The following is a 14,773-nucleotide window of genomic DNA, read 5'->3' as shown; positions in this document are numbered from 1 at the left end:
GAGAATGTTCGATGAATGGTAAACCCCTTTCTGATATCACACCCCGGCTCGGCGGTGCCCCGATCTTGCGGGGACTTCTCACAGCACTCGTATTCGCTTTTATCTGTATTCTTTTAACGAGCATGATCGTCACATGGACTTCTATGGCTGAAGCCCGTCTTCCAACGATCACCTACATCATCAATATGTTGGCTTCTCTCATCGGCGCATTCGTCTCAGCGCGGATAGCGGGAGAAAAAGGATGGTATTATGGGGGAATCACAGCGCTCGCTTATTCTGTAATCATCACAGTGATAGGATTGTTAGTGGCAAGCGTTTCGTTCACTCTATATAATGTCGTACAGATTGCTCTCATGTCGTTGATCGGAATGTTCGGAGGCATGATCGGGGTAAACACGGGTGGAAAAAGTAAATATTAACGAAAACGGGCATACGCTTTGTATTCATGCTCCATGGATGTCATCTCGCTTGAGTTATATCTCAGGCGACAAGACTTCTGGAGTCGCTCTCTTAACAAAGCATACGCCCTCATGCAATATGCGCCGGTTAAGATTTTGCCGGCGTCTCTTCTTTTGTGCTCTTCACGCTCGAAATCGCAGAACGTTCAAACGTAATCTGAGTCGTGGCGGAAACGCGCAATGTCACCGTGCTCTCGGTCAGATCCGTAATCGTACCGTGAATACCACCGATCGTGATCACTTGATCACCTTTCTGCAGGGCCGAAAGCATGTTGTTCCGTTCACGCTGTCTTTTCTGTTGCGGACGAATCAAAAGAAAATAAAAGATAACAAAAATCAGAAGAAAAGGGAGCAAATTTTGAAGGACTGCCATCATTATCTATGTATCTCCTTTCAGTTGCTTCCTATAGGAAGCTTATGTACCTACATTATACCCGTATGCCTCGTAAAAATCCTTCTTAAATGCTAGAAAACGGTCTTGTTCGATAGATTCTCGAATTTTCTTCATTGTTTGTACAAGAAAATAAAGATTGTGATACGTTGTCAGACGCAATCCGAAGATTTCATCCGCTTTAATCAAATGTCGGATATAGGCGCGCGAATAGTTCCGGCATGTATAACAATCACAGTTGGGATCAAGTTTTTCCCAATCTCTAACGTAAGTGGCATTGCGGATCACCACTTTTCCAACAGATGTCATGCAGGTTCCGTTTCGAGCGATACGTGTGGGCAGCACGCAATCGAACATATCGATGCCACGCTCTACCCCTTCAAACAAATCGTCAGGCGATCCTACTCCCATTAAGTAACGCGGTTTATCTTGTGGGAGAAGAGGTGTCGTAAACTCAAGAACCTCATACATCATCGGCTTTGGTTCACCGACAGACAGGCCGCCAACCGCATATCCCGGAAAATCGAGTTCTATCAATTCCTCCGCGCTCTGTTTCCGTAAATCCCTTTCCATCCCGCCTTGCACGATGCCGAAAAGCGCTTGATCGTGAGGTCTGCGATGCGCTTGCTTACATCGTTTGGCCCATCGCGTGGTACGTTCCAGTGACTCTTTCAGATAATCGCGAGTCGCCGGATACGGAGGGCATTCGTCAAAAGCCATGATGATATCGGCACCGAGTGCGTTTTCGACTTCGATCGCTTTTTCCGGAGATAAGAACAACTTCTCTCCGGACAGATGGGAACGAAACTCCACCCCTTCTTCCGTGATCTTCCTTAAACTGGACAGGGAAAACACCTGAAAACCACCGGAATCAGTAAGAATGGAACGATCCCAATTCATAAACGAATGCAAACCGCCCGCTTCTTTTACAATATCATGTCCGGGACGCAGGAATAAATGATATGTATTCGAGAGGATAATCTCCGCCCCGATCTCTTTCAACTCTTCAGGGCTCATCGTTTTGACCGTCGCTTGTGTACCGACGGGCATAAACACGGGTGTCTCGATCGTACCGTGCGGTGTATACACCCGTCCTCTCCTCGCGCCCGTATGCTTGTCCCGCTTCAACAGTTCGAAACGCACGGCCATTCTTGAAGTTCCTCCCTCAATCAAGGTTCTCCTTTTTGAACACACTTTTAATGGAAAATCACATCTTATTATACCAAATGAATGCAACACATCAATATATAAACATCGCATCTCCGAAACTAAAAAAGCGATATCTATCTTTTACTGCTTCCCTGTATGCGTGAAGAACCGCCTCACGCCCGGCAAGTGCCGATACGAGCATGATCAGCGTAGACTTGGGCAGATGGAAATTCGTCAATAGTGCATCTACTACACGGAACTTGTAGCCAGGATAAATAAAAATATCGGTCCAACCGCTCGATTCCCTCATCTCCCCATTCATTCCCACCGTCTCCAATGTACGACATACCGTGGTGCCCACCGCTATCACTCGCCCGCCTTCTTCTTTCGTTTTCTGAATGAGTGAAGCGGTCTCGCCCGGCAGACGATAATATTCGGCATGCATCTGATGTTCCTCAATCGTCTCGCTGGAAACGGGTCGGAATGTACCGAGCCCGACATGCAATGTCAAATACCCAATGCGGATACCCTTTCGCTCGATTTCTTGCAAGTACTCTTCTGTAAAATGAAGCCCAGCGGTGGGAGCAGCAGCAGACCCGCGCTCTCGTGCAAAAACCGTCTGATAACGTTCCTGATCGTTCAACTGCTCGCTAATATAAGGAGGCAAGGGCATGGTTCCTAACCGATCGAGTATCTCGTAAAAAACTCCCTCATAGGAAAAGCGGACCTTCCGTCCGCCATCATCCGTTTTATCCAATACTTCAGCGGTTAACATCCCGTCGCCGAAATCGACGACAGCGCCCGGTTGCAATCGCTTGCCCGGCCTCACGAGACATTCCCAAGTATCTCGATCCGTCTCTTTCAATAATAAAAACTCAACTTTCGCTCCCGTTCCTCGTTTGATCCCATATAACCGTGCGGGAATGACACGCGTGTCATTAAGAATCAAACAATCACCCTCGTTGACAAAAGAGATGAAATCGCGAAATACGTGATGACCGATCTCACCCGTTTTTTTATTCAATGTCATCAGGCGAGAAGCGGTTCGCTCCGGGAGCGGATGTTGTGCGATCAATTCTTTAGGCAGGTCAAAATCAAAATCGTTTATATGCATCTGACTATCTCGATCCTCTCTAGCAACAAATTCCGTCGTACTCTAGTGTCACAATAAAATTTGAAGTTTATACTTTAATGTTTCTTGTCATGCCTCTTCTCCCGATCCCCTTCATCTCCTTTATCATTCTTCTTCTCTTCATCGTGTTTCTTTACCTTATCCTCGTCGTTTTCACGATTCCGATGGAAAGGGGGATGCACCTGAAATGAATGGGGAGGATCCATATCGAGAGATTTTTTGCTCTCCTCCCGGCCTTGAACTTGCCGTTCTTCCCGTTCTATTTTTCCAATAAAGGGCAGTTGGGATGAAGGCTGAGCGGACGAAGCTGGCTGCCCGTCGTCGAGAATTTGTTTCGACTTATTACCTTTAAGATTACCGGATTCGCTAACTGTATCATCGAGGACATGTTCTTCATGATTCGTTACGCGGGATGTATGGTTAACATCCCGCAGTTGGTGCAAAATCCGTGACAAATCCAATCCGTACCGATTCGCCACTTCCGTGATGGATTCATGTCTTAACTCATCAATCGTCACAGGAACACCAAGCGAACGTGCGGTTTCATATAAATAGTATTTACCCGCCGACAACCCTTGGCTCATCGCTTCATGTCGCAACTCATCCGATACGATCACGCCTTCCACATCGACGGGGATATTCTGCGAAACTGCATGGTGAAAGGCGTTCATGAGCTTATCTTCCAGTTGCGTCAAATCAATTGTGCGCTCATCTTCTCCCTGTACGCGAGACGCTGAAATAAGTACCTCGCTTTGAGCTTTTAAATATCCTTGTCGGACTGACTCGTCGGCGAGCACAGCAACCGCTTGATCGACTTGTTTACCGGTCAACTGCGTATTTTCCAGCAACTTTTTCGCATCATCGTTCAGCGGATTGGCGAAGAGAACAAGCTCCTGCCGGTCAATCGCCAATTCTACACTAGGATTCACGTCGATCGTAATATACGCATACGCGTGATTTCCTTGATGCTTGGGTATTCCTTGCCAAAATTCCAGCACCATAAGAACAGAGGCAACGAACACCCCAATTATTTTTATAGGGGATCGAAAAAAACTGCGTTTCTCCGTTTGTGTGACAATGGGGATGATCACTTCTTTTCCGACTCTCATATGAGCTTCGTAAGGTAGTGTTATAAATTGTCGATCGGATGTCAGAACGATCACCTGTTGACCGGCTATTTTCATGATGATCCCCTTGCGCTCCATGCCTAGACCTTCCTTCACAGAATGTATTCTTGTAACATATTCAAATCGTTTGTCAATATCAAAGTAATCGCGATGATATATTTTCGTTGGCGCTCGATTGTCTTTCGCGAAACCGATACATATTGCATCAGTTGTTTAAGGGGAAGAGATTTCTTTTCATAAAGATAGGTTCGTAACTCTTCACGTTCCGCAATGATTCGTGCGACTTCCATGGCGTTCTGCCGCGCATCGACGTGTTTCGGCGAAAGTTCCACCAGTTCCTCCAAAGTGATATTGAATGCGGAAAGCAACTCCATATATCTCTCGATTTCTTCGCGCCTTTGCTCTTCTTCAAGCTTTACGGCATGCGCTTCCATCGATTTTTGCACTTCTACATAATTAATAATGTTGTCTTCATCATCTTCCACTTCAAACTCCGTGAAAGGAACATCTCGATCTTTCGCCGATTTTGAACGGTAAAAATCGATCAATCGTCTTTTGATCACGGTGTCCGCGAAACTGAGAAAACTGGTGCCGCGCTTGAGATCAAAGTGATCGATCGCTTCATTGAAAGCCGACAATGCTACACTAAATTCATCATCTTCACCACGGCGAATATAACGTCCTGTCGCCTGAGATGCGCTTTTTGCGATAAAAGGAATATATTCTTGCAAAAGTTGGTTACGCACTTTGGTGTCTCCTGCCCGAATGCGTTCCAACTTTTTTTGCAGGTCGCATATCTCGTCATCCTGTTTGCGACGGAACGGTATGAATCCCACCCATTCCACCTCGCTTATTACATATTTCGTTGCACTCTGTTATTTTGAGGGTAACAGAGAAAGAACCTACCAACTCTTATTTCTCAGGCGGCGTCATTCCAAGATGTATGTACCCTCTGGGTGTAACGATACGACCTCGCGGCGTTCTTTGCAAAAAACCGATTTGCAAAAGGTAAGGTTCGTACACATCCTCAATCGTATCCGGTTCTTCACCGATCGTCGCCGCAATCGTATCCAGACCTACGGGTCCTCCCTGAAATTTTTCGATGATCGTAAGCAGTAAGCGATGATCGACTTGATCAAGCCCCAACGGATCCACCTGAATCAATTGTAAAGCCTGATCGGCAACTTCGCGCGAAATCACCCCATCCCCCTTGACCTGAGCAAAGTCACGCACTCGCTTCAAAAGACGGTTTGCAATACGCGGAGTCCCCCTTGACCTTCTAGCGATCTCTTCCGCTCCCTCCGGCAAGATGCGGACAGAAAGGATATCCGCCGCACGCAACACGATTTTCACCAGATCTTCAACCGAGTAATAGTCGAGATGGCTCATCACACCGAAACGATCGCGCAACGGCGCCGATAAGAGCCCGGCACGTGTAGTTGCACCAATCAGTGTGAATGGAGGCAAGTCTAAACGTACAGAGCGGGCACCGGGGCCCTTGCCGATTACAATATCCAACGCAAAATCTTCCATCGCAGGATACAAGACTTCTTCAACCGTTCGGTTCAAGCGGTGGATCTCATCGATAAAAAGGACATCTCCTTCTTGCAAATTCGTCAAAATCGCGGCAAGATCGCCCGCTCTTTCGATCGCCGGGCCGGAAGTTGTGCGAATGTTGACTCCGAGCTCATTGGCGATGATGTTTGACAATGTCGTTTTACCAAGTCCCGGAGGACCGTATAAAAGAACGTGGTCGAGCGCCTCATTTCGCATCTTCGCTGCTTCTATAAACACCCGCAGGTTCTCTTTTACCTGCTGCTGTCCTATATATTCATCCAAATAACGGGGGCGTAAGGTCTCCAAACCTCCGTCCTCCCCTAAAAATTGCGCTGAAATGATTCGATCGTGCACATCGTCCTCTCCCTTATGTTCGAGCTAAGACTCGAAGAGCAAGTTTTATCAACGATTCAACAGGCACCCCTTGCTCGATCTCATGGGCAAGAGAGCGAACGGCCCCTTGCGCTTCTTTCTCAGTATAGCCTAATGCTACTAGTGCGGCAAACAACTCTCCTTCACCTGATAGAGAAGGAGAGTTATTATCTCGCGAATGCGGATGATAAACAGGTTCATGTCTATGTATATCATCAAGCTTATCTTTTAAATCGATAATCAGACGTTGCGCCGTCTTCTTTCCAATGCCTGGCACTTTCATAAGAAACTGAACATCTTCCCCTTGTATGGCCGCACACACCATCGGGAGCGATCCGGCTCCAATAATCGACAGGGCTGCTTTAGGACCCACTCCGGAGACACTTTGTAAACGCACAAACAACTCACGTTCTTCATGGGTTGCAAATCCGTAAAGTACAATCGCGTCTTCCCGTACATGTTGGTGCGTATGAACGCGAACATGCTCACCTTCCTGTAGGCGGCATGCGAATGGGGTTGTGACATAGACACGATATCCTACTCCGCCCACGTTTACGATGATTTGATCAAGTTCGGTATACGCAACCGTTCCTTCCAGAAAAGCGATCATCGTCGCACCTTCCCTTTAAGAGGTTGTCCCTCTTTTTTTAGCACGCATTTCCAAACTCGTCTGAAACGAAAACATATGCGCATCGGTGATCGCGATCGCCAATGCATCCGCCACGTCATCAGGTTTCGGTACCTGGGCAAGGTTAAGAAAAATCTTTACCATTTCCTGTATCTGTTGCTTCTCTGCTTTTCCATAACCGACAATCGACTGTTTCACTTGCATCGGGGTATACTCGGCACATGAAAGTCCGGCCTGTACCCCTGCCAGCAAAATCACGCCTCTCGCCTGTCCTACGGCGATGGCAGTCGTCACATTGCGATTAAAAAAAAGTTGCTCTAGAGCCAATCGTTCCGGACTTGTTCTCGCAATGATATCCCGCAAAGCATCATAGATTTGTTGTAAGCGTCTTTCCATCGGTAGCGCGGCGTCTGTCTCAATCAATCCATATTCAGCCGCTTGCAAACGATTCCCATAGACATCAATTACACCATATCCCGTTCGCCCGTAACCCGGATCAATTCCTAAAATACGCATCACAAATCCTCCTGTCCGTTAAACCAGACAGGATTCCAACTGCTCCCGAATCCGTTCGGAATCCAATCGCTTACCTATAAAAACCAGACGATTTTCACGAACTTCATCTTCTTTCCAAGGATCGGCTGCAACCGCCTGGCTTCTATCCCCTACGAGATGAAAAATTAATTTTTCATCGTACCCGTCGATCCAGAGGATTCCTTTGCCGCGAAAGATCGTGGTGGGCAGATTTTCCATAAATCCGCTCAACTTTTCATAATCAAACGGACGAGCCGCACGAAAAGACACGGAGGAAATCTCCTCATCCTGCAGGCGGGAATGATGGTTTTCATGTGTACAATGCGGATCATGACATTTCCCGTCATGATGATGTTGGGTTTGCATGCGTTCCAATTGAAACACACCGACGTCGAGCAGCAAACGCAAATCCGCTTTCGCATGTGATGTGCGCAAAATTCGGGAAGCGGGATTGAGATCAAGAATCTCTCGTTCTATTTTATCAAGCTGCGTATCATTTACTAGATCGGTCTTATTCAATAGCAAAATATCTGCGGCTATGATCTGATCGATCGTCGTCCCGCTCGTCTGTAGATGTCTCCCAAATTGTTCCGCATCTACAACCGTCACGATCGCGTCCAATTTGACCTGTTCACTGATATCATCTAAAAGAAAAGTCTGTGCGACTGGACGGGGATCTGCCAAACCGGTTGTCTCCACGATGATATATTCGGGAACAGGAGTACGTTCAAGCACATTCTTCACCGCATCTTCCAAATCCCCGCGTACGGAACAACAGACGCAACCGTTGGCAAGTTCGACAATTTCCTCCTTCGCGCCGATGACGAGTTCATGATCGATAGAGATCTCTCCGAACTCATTTACGATCACCGCGATGCGAAGCCCCTGATTCTCTTGCAAAATGCGATTTAACAAGGTCGTCTTGCCGCTTCCCAGAAACCCCGTTACGATCGTTACAGGTATGCGTTTATCTAACGCATGCATGAAACCAACTCCTCATCGAACAAATCATGCAGAACCTCATCCAAATCTTCTAGCGCTTGTGCCATATCTTTATGATATTTAACTTTTTGATAGATATCGGCAGCGCAGCTGATATCTTCGACCGACTCTTTATTCCTGTCCAATGCTCGGTAAATTTGACCGCGTACGTGAAAGGCATAAGCAAGTGAAGGAGATGGCCGGTGTTTCTCCCCAAGAATTCCGTTTAGCAACCCCAAGGCTTCTTCCAAACGCCCCGCTTTATAATAAAACTCCGCCATCTTCGCACTTACGTCAATCTTCATGTTCGTATCCGCCAATAAATCCCTTTGCGAAAACGAATGAGTAAAGAAAGCGATCGCTTCCTCGTACTTCCCATTATCAGCCATTAGCTTCGCTCTTTCCCCATTCAAAATGATGATTGCATCACGATTTTCTTCCGGATCCAGCAGATACCATCTTGATGCTTCATCCAAGTACTTCTTCGCCTCTTCCTGCTCACCGAGACGCCTGGCACAAATCGCCAGATGATGATAGAGAAATCCCTTCCATTTAATAGGGATCTGCTGATTCCATGCCAAATCCGCCCTTAGAAACCGTTGTTTTGCTTCTTCGTACCTTTGCAATTGCATCAAAACATATCCGAGATTGATGCATGTGCGAAGTTGAATCAAAGGATCGGAATGATTGCCCACCGTTTGCAGTCCTTGCTCACAACGATCAAAATAATGATAGGACATCATCGTGTCCCCTTGGTATATATATGCGTAACCAAGATAATGATAGAGTGTCAGGATGGGATCAGAGAACCTTTTTTCTTCCAATTCCCCTTCAAGCGGTGAAAGAACTCTGATCACGAGATCCCCCTTGCGTTGTCTCAAAGCGGCTAGAGAGAATTTGAGCAGCCATTCGATACGTTCCTCGTGCGTGATATCTTTTTGCAACAACCGTTCAATCACACGCATGGCCTCGTCATGTTGATGCTCTTCTAGCAACGCGGTAGCCCATTGTTTCCATTCATCAATGGTCGTCGCATCCTGTTCTACGGCGGTAACCATATCAGCTTCCAAGCGAGCGAGAAGCTGAATGATCACACGCATGGAAGGCCTTGCCTTACCGAGCTCCAACTGAGAGACCATGCTTTTTGTCGTAATATCTTTGGCAAGTTCAGACTGTGTCCAGTGTTTTTGCCTTCGCAGGGCTTTCACATAAGCGCCCAGAGACACCCCTATCCCCCCTAGTGGCAACCCGTTATCTCACACACCCCAATCACGCGGATAGCGAAAATCGATCCCGATCGTGCGGTTGGAAACCTTGGCGATCAGAGGAATGCGTCTTTTGTATTGGTTTCGGGTGATTCGACGGATGACAGTGTCGATGAATTCTTCGCTGAAACCTTCGTTTCGCAGTTCTTCCTTCGTATATCGCCTGTCCACCAAGAGAATCAGAAGCCTGTCCACGTCTTCGTATGTAAAACCTAATTCCTTCTCATCCGTCTGATTTTCCCAAAGATCGGCGGAAGGAGGCTTCTCAATAATCTGTTTAGGTACTCCTAGATAACGGGCTAACTGCCGCACTTGTGTTTTATACAGATCACCGATCGGGTTGATTCCACTAGCCAGATCTCCGTGTTGTGTTCCATAACCGAGCAGAAGTTCAGTCTTATTGGAAGTCCCGAGAACCAACGCATTCAACTGGGCGGAGAAATCATAGAGTATGCTCATGCGTTCCCTTGCCATCTTATTTCCTCTGCGCAAAGGTGAAGCATCGGAAAATCTCTCGAAATATGCATCGATCTGTGGAGTGATGTCAATCACGGAAGATTCGATACCTAAAGCATCCACGCAAGCTTGTGCATCCGCAAGACTCGACGGGGACGACGTCTTATAAGGCATCATAACGGCATGTACTCGCTCCGGCCCTAAGGAACGAACTGCCAAAAAAGCCACCAATGCGGAATCGATCCCACCGGAGAGGCCAAAGACGACTTTTTGAATCCCGACTTTCTCCGTTTCTTCTTTGATGAAACGCGTTAACATCTCCGTGACTAACTCGGGATGAATTTCGAGTCTATTCTTCACTTGAATCCCACCTATTCGTCATATCCAGCCAATCGGCACTCAACCTGCTCTCACGTATACGCGACAATTCGCGGATGGTTACATCGAGATTTTCGTCTCGCAGAAGCGGCATCATATAACGGGCGCGACGAATCCTTTTGTTCTCGATATGCACAGTTAACATATCAGGCTCAAGTGCCTTCGCCTGTGCTTGAACGCGGCCAAAAGGATCAAATAATGCAGAACGTCCAAAGAACGTCACCCCATCCTCGAACCCCACGCGGTTCGCAAACAGAATGAACGAGGTGAAGAACTGGGCATATGTGCCAAGCATACTGTACCATGAACGTTCTGAGCCGATCATCGGTTCAGCGGATGCCCCACGGGCTGGTCCGGAAGCGATAACGATGAGCATCTCGGCTCCGTCTTGTGACAAAAGAAAAGGCGCGGAAGGATGCCATGCATCTTCGCAAATCAAGAGGCCCGTTCGACCGAAGCGTGTTTCGAAAGCGCGAAAACGGTCTCCTCGGCCAAAGTGCCTCATCTCTTCAAACATTCCGTATGTGGGGAGATATACCTTCCGGTGAACATGAAGAATCTTGCCTTGAGAAGCATAGACGGCCGTAATATAGAAAATATGTTCACGGCTCTCTTCAACGAATGAAAAGACGATATCAATCTCTTTGCTCGCTTCAACCAAGCGCCGGACCGGCTCGTCTGATAATGTCATGGCGATTTCGAACGCCATATCACGCAATTGGTAACCTGTTAGCCCAAGTTCGGGAAACACAATTAAATCAGCCTGTTCCCGAACCGCTTCTCCTATTTTCTCCAGATGCATGGATACGTTTCTCTCTACATTTCCAAGGGTCGGATAAATCTGCCCGATCACCGCTTTGATACTCTTCATCTATAAATACACATCCTTTGGTGTTTCTAACCTACGAAGATTATACCATGTGAACCTTGGCGTTTCACCCTGAGAAGTGGAAAGAAACGCCTTAAAATCCTCCTTTGTGGATCCATTCACGGCGTTGCTCCTCAATCGCTAATGTCCACTCGAGACGAGTACGCCACTTATCCGAATCCCGTTCCTTCTCTTTTCTGTATTCATACACCTCCCTTAGCAATAAGGCAGGATACGTGAAGAGAGTCCGTAACAACTTGTGGTTGGCTTCACATAATGGTGCGACTTTCTGGTATGTACGCAAGATGTCAGCTACGGTACGTTCACACCATCCATTCAGGAAAAGAGCATGGTTGATCACCTGGTAAAGGTCGTGCGCACGCACATCAATTCCGGCGATATCAAAGTCAATCAAATAAGCAGTTCGATCCTTATAGATGAGATTATGAGGGGCCAGATCGCGGTGACAAACCGTTCCTCTCTCGCGATCTTTTTTGAGCGCCTGCTTATAATCATTTCCCTGCAAACGAACGATCGCGCTTTCCGCTTCTTTGATCCACAGTGAGGAAATCTTGATCGGCAAACGTTCTGCATGCAAGATCCGCTTGCATCGTTCTAATCGTGCACCATATTTTTCATCGAGTGGTGGGGTCCATAGATAATTTTGCGATGGAGCAGGTAAAGCGACAGGGGTTTGATGCATTCTTGCAATGGATCGAACGGAAGCTAAACGTTCTTCCTTGTTACTAAAATCACAGTGATGTCCTTTGATCCACGGTTGCACGATCCAAAACAGATCTCCGATTCGGACAAACGCTTTCCCTTTGCGCGTACGTAAAAGAGGAGCAACAGGAACATCTTTCTCCTGCAGTTTCTCCAGTACTTCCGCTAACTGAGTGATTCTGTTCATGGAAGGATATCCTTCTATTTTCTTTAGGACAAACGCGCCTTGCTCGCTAAGAATCCCGACGACACTGCGCATGCGTACTGTTCCTGAGACGGTGATGTGATATTCATGTTCCAATATCTTATTGAGAAATTCGTTCAACTCCACATGATCACCCCTATAACAGGACAGAGGAGCCGGTTACCCGACTCCTTTTTTTCTAATTTTTCCCTTCGAATTCCCGTCCCGGAAATGTCATCGAACTCGGGTATACCGGATGAGGTACCGTCATCGGAGGATGGGGCATATGGACGTGATGAGGATAGTAGGGCATGAGATGGGGATGATAATAAGTTACATAATGTGAATATCTGTGTTTACGATGCCGTTTTTTGCAGCCGCATTTCTTGTGAGGTTCGTACACATGATGCGGAACCATGTGAATAGGCATGACCATCATGGGGTGATATACGGGATGGTAATGAGGCGCATATAACAGTTGTTGTTGAACAATATCCGTATGTGGAGCAGCATGGTGCACAACAGGCGGCATTTTCGGAACTTCCATTTTTGGCATTTCCATTTTCGGTACCTCCATTTTTGGAATTTCCATTTTAAAAGGTTTTGTCTCCATGATTGATGGCACCTCCTTAGGTATCGAAGGAGGAACAATTTCTTTCGGCGCGGTAAGTTTCTCCTTAGGAACAGAAGAAACATACGGTTTTGGCGCCGTCAGTTTCTCCTTCGGCATCATCTCCTCCTTTATGGAGAGATGATGAGACGCCCCATCCATCATGCCGTGCGAGGGAATATTGATCACCTGTCCCGGCATAATGTGATCCGGATTCATCACTTGTGGGTTCGCAGACTTTAATTGGTCAAGTGTTACCCCAACCTGTTTTGCGATTTTCCACATGGTATCGCCATGTTTGACGACATATTTCCATAAGTGTCCCCACTTCGGAACTGTTCCGGTAAATGGTGGCGCCGTATGCATCGGTGTTGCTGGTATGGGCATCTTCGGTTCTTCTGCCGGAGCGCCCGGTAATACGGAAGGCATTTCGGGAACCGTCTCCCCCGGAAATTCTTCCTTCGCCTCCACATGCCCCTGTTGATGTGCATCGAAAGGCGGTTGATGCCCGGCATGTGGTTCCACGGTCGGTTGTCCGGATATCGACTCTCCTGGACGCGGTATGTTGATTTTCTGTCCAACATCGATCTTATCTGGATCGGTTAACTGCGGATTGGCAGCGATGATCGATTCAAGTGGAACCCCGTACTTTTTTGCTAATTTCCAGAGGGTATCCCCTTTTTGTACGGTGTGTACAATCAACCCATTCCCCTCCTCTGGCCGTATATCACTTGCAGTATATGCGCCCTATCGTCATTTGCCATGGAAAAATAAAAACTTGGGCTTTTTAGAGCCCAAGTTTTTTGGCGATGATCCGCTTCATGATTTCGTTGCTGCCCGCGTAGATGGCTGTTACCGGGATATCGCGATATCGCCGGGCGATTTTATATTCTTCCATATAACCGTAACCGCCATGTAGTTGCAAACATTGGGAAGCCACACGTTTAGCCATTTCGGTGACCCACCATTTCGCCATGGATACTTTTGTAACGATTTCTTTCCCGTTGATATGGTCGGCAATTAACTGATCGAGGAACGCCCGGCTGACTTCGATTTCGGTTGCCATTTCCGCGATTTTGAACTGTGTATTTTGGAATTTGCTGATCGGTTGGCCGAAAGCTTCCCTACTTTTCACATAATCGATCGTCATTTTCAGCATCTCTTCCGCCGAAACTTGAGCAGAAATCGTCACGACGAGCCGTTCCTGCTGTAATTTCTCCATCATGTAGATGAAACCTTTTCCTTCTTCGCCAAGCAGGTTTTCGGCTGGCACGCGGCAGTCTTCAAAGATCAACTCTGCCGTGTCCTGGCTGTGAAGTCCAATTTTGTCCAGTTTGCGACCACGTGAGAATCCCGGCGTGTCACGTTCGACAACGATAAGACTGATTCCTTTATGTGCCGGAACCGCTTTCGGATCCGTCTTGCATGCGACGATAATCAAATCGGACTGAATCCCGTTGGTTATGAACGTCTTTTGTCCATTGAGAATGTAATGATCCCCGTCTCTCACCGCTGTCGTACGGATGCTTGCCAGGTCGGATCCTGCCCCGGGCTCCGTCATCGCGATCGCGGTGATCAGATCGCCGCTCACACATCCAGGAAGCCAGCGCTCCTTCTGTTCTTCCGTAGCGTATTCTTTAATGTATGGGACAACAATGTCGTTGTGCAACGTTATCCCCAACATACCGGAACCGACCCGTTCCAATTCCTCATTGATGACCACGTTGTACACCCAATCAGCCCCTGCCCCTCCATATTTTTCATCTATATCAGGACACAGATATCCTTGCTCGGCCATCTTCTTCCAGAAAGAACGCGGTACGATCCGTTCTTCCTCCCAACGGTCAAAATAAGGAACGGCTTCTTTTTCGAGAAATTTACGCAACGTATCGCGGAATATCCGATGTTCATCTCGCAAATACAAATGATTCATAGGTAACCTCCCCATCCAAAACAAACG

At 47.3% G+C, this 14,773-nt stretch carries 16 protein-coding genes; 1 reads left to right on the top strand and 15 read right to left on the bottom strand.

Features of this window, described 5'->3' with window-relative positions; translation table 11 throughout:
* Positions 1–11 precede the first annotated feature (11 nt).
* Positions 12–419 (top strand): TIGR04086 family membrane protein, encoded by a 408-nt coding sequence (locus DNHGIG_RS14320; RefSeq protein WP_282200231.1) that lies wholly within the window; start codon positions 12–14, stop codon positions 417–419.
* Between the two features lie 127 nt (positions 420–546).
* On the opposite strand, the gene yajC is transcribed toward DNHGIG_RS14320, so the two are convergent.
* The 15 genes from yajC to DNHGIG_RS14245 all read right to left on the bottom strand — a co-directional run bounded on the left by yajC (position 547) and on the right by DNHGIG_RS14245 (position 14,746).
* Positions 547–831 (bottom strand): preprotein translocase subunit YajC, encoded by a 285-nt coding sequence (yajC, locus tag DNHGIG_RS14315; RefSeq protein WP_439647775.1) that lies wholly within the window; start codon positions 829–831, stop codon positions 547–549.
* A 42-nt stretch (positions 832–873) separates the two neighbouring features.
* On the bottom strand, positions 874–1,998 hold the full coding sequence (gene tgt / locus DNHGIG_RS14310; protein WP_282200229.1) for a tRNA guanosine(34) transglycosylase Tgt: 1,125 nt from the start codon (positions 1,996–1,998) through the stop codon (positions 874–876).
* A 91-nt stretch (positions 1,999–2,089) separates the two neighbouring features.
* A complete protein-coding gene (gene queA, locus DNHGIG_RS14305) occupies positions 2,090–3,112 on the bottom strand; it encodes a tRNA preQ1(34) S-adenosylmethionine ribosyltransferase-isomerase QueA (RefSeq protein ID WP_282200228.1) in 1,023 nt (340 codons plus the stop codon).
* A 74-nt stretch (positions 3,113–3,186) separates the two neighbouring features.
* Complete coding sequence (locus tag DNHGIG_RS14300) at positions 3,187–4,335, bottom strand: anti-sigma-I factor RsgI family protein (protein ID WP_282200227.1); 1,149 nt, start codon at positions 4,333–4,335, stop codon at positions 3,187–3,189.
* Between the two features lie 14 nt (positions 4,336–4,349).
* Positions 4,350–5,093, bottom strand: a complete 744-nt coding sequence (gene sigI, locus DNHGIG_RS14295; protein ID WP_282200226.1) for an RNA polymerase sigma factor SigI — start codon at positions 5,091–5,093, stop codon at positions 4,350–4,352.
* 76 nt (positions 5,094–5,169) lie between these two features.
* Complete coding sequence (ruvB, locus tag DNHGIG_RS14290; RefSeq protein ID WP_282200225.1) at positions 5,170–6,168, bottom strand: Holliday junction branch migration DNA helicase RuvB; 999 nt, start codon at positions 6,166–6,168, stop codon at positions 5,170–5,172.
* Positions 6,169–6,181: 13 nt separating this feature from the next.
* On the bottom strand, positions 6,182–6,796 hold the full coding sequence (ruvA, locus tag DNHGIG_RS14285) for a Holliday junction branch migration protein RuvA (RefSeq protein ID WP_282200224.1): 615 nt from the start codon (positions 6,794–6,796) through the stop codon (positions 6,182–6,184).
* A gap of 15 nt (positions 6,797–6,811) precedes the next feature.
* Positions 6,812–7,330 carry a crossover junction endodeoxyribonuclease RuvC gene (ruvC, locus tag DNHGIG_RS14280; protein WP_282200223.1) on the bottom strand — a complete coding sequence of 173 codons (519 nt, stop codon included), beginning with the start codon at positions 7,328–7,330 and terminating at the stop codon, positions 6,812–6,814.
* 18 nt (positions 7,331–7,348) lie between these two features.
* The gene (locus tag DNHGIG_RS14275) at positions 7,349–8,332 is read right to left on the bottom strand and encodes a CobW family GTP-binding protein (protein WP_282200222.1); all 984 of its coding nucleotides are present in this window, start codon (positions 8,330–8,332) and stop codon (positions 7,349–7,351) included.
* Positions 8,320–9,555: a helix-turn-helix domain-containing protein gene (locus tag DNHGIG_RS14270; RefSeq protein WP_282200221.1), complete on the bottom strand. Its 1,236-nt coding sequence runs from the start codon at positions 9,553–9,555 to the stop codon at positions 8,320–8,322. Before DNHGIG_RS14270 ends, DNHGIG_RS14275 begins: the two co-directional genes overlap by 13 nt.
* A gap of 30 nt (positions 9,556–9,585) precedes the next feature.
* A complete protein-coding gene (locus DNHGIG_RS14265; protein WP_282200220.1) occupies positions 9,586–10,410 on the bottom strand; it encodes an NAD+ synthase in 825 nt (274 codons plus the stop codon).
* Positions 10,400–11,299 carry a nitrilase-related carbon-nitrogen hydrolase gene (locus DNHGIG_RS14260; protein ID WP_282200219.1) on the bottom strand — a complete coding sequence of 300 codons (900 nt, stop codon included), beginning with the start codon at positions 11,297–11,299 and terminating at the stop codon, positions 10,400–10,402. Before DNHGIG_RS14260 ends, DNHGIG_RS14265 begins: the two co-directional genes overlap by 11 nt.
* A gap of 91 nt (positions 11,300–11,390) precedes the next feature.
* The gene (locus DNHGIG_RS14255; RefSeq protein WP_282200218.1) at positions 11,391–12,350 is read right to left on the bottom strand and encodes a YutH/CotS family kinase-like spore coat protein; all 960 of its coding nucleotides are present in this window, start codon (positions 12,348–12,350) and stop codon (positions 11,391–11,393) included.
* 52 nt (positions 12,351–12,402) lie between these two features.
* Positions 12,403–13,515: a SafA/ExsA family spore coat assembly protein gene (safA, locus tag DNHGIG_RS14250; protein WP_282200217.1), complete on the bottom strand. Its 1,113-nt coding sequence runs from the start codon at positions 13,513–13,515 to the stop codon at positions 12,403–12,405.
* Positions 13,516–13,600: 85 nt separating this feature from the next.
* On the bottom strand, positions 13,601–14,746 hold the full coding sequence (locus DNHGIG_RS14245) for an acyl-CoA dehydrogenase family protein (protein WP_282200216.1): 1,146 nt from the start codon (positions 14,744–14,746) through the stop codon (positions 13,601–13,603).
* Positions 14,747–14,773 lie beyond the last annotated feature (27 nt).

The sequence above is a fragment of the Collibacillus ludicampi genome (genome assembly GCF_023705585.1).
Taxonomy (GTDB): domain Bacteria; phylum Bacillota; class Bacilli; order Tumebacillales; family BOQE01; genus Collibacillus; species Collibacillus ludicampi.
Note: the sequence above shows the minus strand (reverse complement) of the source record. Positions and strands in the feature narration are given on the sequence as shown.